General features: G+C 66.9%; 1 protein-coding gene. It reads right to left on the bottom strand.

Translation table 11 applies throughout. The annotated features are described in order from the left end of the window. Positions 1–2,467: two-partner secretion domain-containing protein (locus PGB34_RS23005; protein WP_271430455.1), on the bottom strand; the 2,467-nt coding region annotated here is incomplete at both ends.

Raw genomic sequence — 2,467 nt, 5'->3', positions numbered from 1 at the left:
TGTTGTCCAGCGCATCGGTGGTGCTGATGACAAGGCTCGAAGTCCCGGTGGTGCGAAGCTTGCCGCCGTGGTTCGTCAGGCTGCCTGCGGCCACGTTCATCGGGCCATTGCTGGCGATGCTGCCGCCCGTGTTGTCGGCCGCGCCAACGACAGTGATTCGCGTGGCTTGGGTGCCTGTCTGAATGATCTCGCCACCGCGGTTGCTCAAGGCTGCTGCGTCGATGGTGATCTGCTGGGCGGTGGTGACGCCACCGTCTTGCGCAAAACCGCCCGACAGGTCCACGCCCAGTGCGCCATTGCCGGTGATCTGGCCTTTTCTGCCATCAAAGCTGCCGCCGCGGATGGCCAGCGCGCCGGGGCCGGCATGCTCGATCTTGCCGCCGGTGTTGGTGATGCTTGCACCGGAGAGCGTCAGATCCTGGCTGTTGCTGGCAATGCGACCGCCGTCGTTGTTCAGGCTGCCGGTCACCGCAATGGTGGTCGCAGCCGTGCCGGTCTGAACGATCTCGCCGCCATTCGTGTTGGCGATATTGGACGCGCTGATCTGCAGCTGGCCTGCATTGAGCGTGCCCGCGTCGTTCATCAATGTCTGGCCGGCGTTGCTGTTCGCCGCAATGCGCAGGGTGCCCGGCGTCACGACCTTGGCGCCTTCGGTGGTGACATTGCCGCTGGTGGCTGTGAGGGAAAGGTTGGCAGCGTTCGTGCTGCTGCCGCTGACGTCGACGCTGGCGCCTTGCAGTGTGGCATTGCCCGCCGCGAGGCTGGTGCCTTGAGCGCCGAGGCGCTGGCTGGCGACCACGTTCAGATCGCCTGCTGCGGCCAGGCTGCCATCAGCCTGGATGCCCGCCCCGAGCACGCTGCCCGTTGTGGCTTGCACGCTGCCAGCATCGACGCTTGTGTGGCGACCCGCGGTGATGCTGCCGGCGTTGAGCACCTGGCCACTGCTGGTGACTTGCACATCCTGCGCAGCACGCAGGCTGCCGCCCGCGAGGTTGGCGACGCTCCCGGCCTGAATGCGCAGATCGGCGCCCGCCGCGATGTTGCCCTGACCATTGTTCAAGGCGCCGCTCACGTCCAACTGAACGGAGCCGGCAGCCGACTGAAGGCTGCCCTTGTCGTTGGTGAGGCCTGCGGCTGCAAGTTGCAGCTGCTGATTGGCCGCCAGCGTTCCGGATGTGTTGTGGGTGTCGCCCGCCACAGTGGCGCTGAGTGCGCCATTGGCCGCGATGGTGCCGCGTGTGTTGTCAACCTTCCCGCCGACGCTCAAGGTGGCATCGGAGTCGCTGGTCAGGGTGCCGTCTGTGTTGATCAGGTCGCCCGTGGTGGCGATGTTCAAGCTGCCGGCACGCAGGGTGCCGGTGCTGTTGTCAAAGCTCTGGACATTGGCGCTGAAGCTGCCGCTGACGTTGAGCGCGCCCCCATGGTTACTGAAGCTTTGCTGGTTCAGCGCCATGTTTGCGACGGAAAGGGTGCCGCCGGTATTGATGATGTTCGGGCTTTGCAGGGTGATGGGGCCGCCTGCATAAATCTTTCCGCCATCGTTGAGGATGGCGCCTGCCGCGTTGATGGCGCCGGGCTGTGGTGGCGCAGCGGGGGCAGGGGTGCTGCCACCGCCAGTTGCAGGCTCAGCGCCGCCACTTGGTGTTGCCGGGTCCGTTGAGCCACCGGGCGCGGCCGTGCCTGGGGATGGACCCGTGCCACCCGTTTCACCAGACCCGCTCGAGGTGGACACAGGCTGCATGCCGATCCAGCCCCCATCGGTGTTCGACAGGGTGGGCGCGGCAATGGTCAGTGCTGCCAAGCTGCCCTGACGGATGGTCCCCCCTCGGTTGTCGATGTCGGCCGCGCTGGCCAACTGCACGCGCGCACCTTCGAGCGTGCCGGTGTTCTCCAGCCGACCCGCGGCCGTGACCACCAGCCCGCCCGCGCCCGCGCCGATGCTGCCCGCGTTGCGCATGCCCAGGCCTGCTTCGGTGCCCACCAGCACGATCTTGTTGGCATACATGCCGCCCAGTTGCGCCACGTCCAGCGCAAAGCCGGGCGCAGTTGCACCACTGCTCGCAGGCATCGTCGTGACCTGCGCCGCATCGGCACTGACCTGGCCGGCACCGGTCACGACCTTGAGATCATTGGCGTAGATGGCCGCGTTGACTTGCAGCGCGCGGCTGAGGATCGCCGCATAGTCGGTGCGGCTCAGGTCCAGGCCGGCGCCATCGATGCGAATGACGCCGCCGCGCACCGCGAAGGCATCCAGGCCGCCGAACGCGCCGTATTGCGGCACGCCGGTGGTCAAGGTGACCTTGCTCGCATTGATGAAGCCTGCGCCATCCACCAGGATGCCATTGGGGTTGGCGATGACCACCTCCGCGCGCTGGCCGGCCACCTCCACATAGCCGCGAAGATGGCTCGGGTCGCTGCTGGAGACCTGGTTGACGATGATGCGAGCCGGCCCGAGCGCCAGCCAGGG

The organism is Xenophilus arseniciresistens (assembly GCF_028023875.1).
Lineage (GTDB): Bacteria > Pseudomonadota > Gammaproteobacteria > Burkholderiales > Burkholderiaceae_C > Xenophilus > Xenophilus arseniciresistens.
The sequence above is the reverse complement of the archived record's forward strand: the minus strand, read 5'-3'. Positions and strand labels throughout refer to the sequence as shown.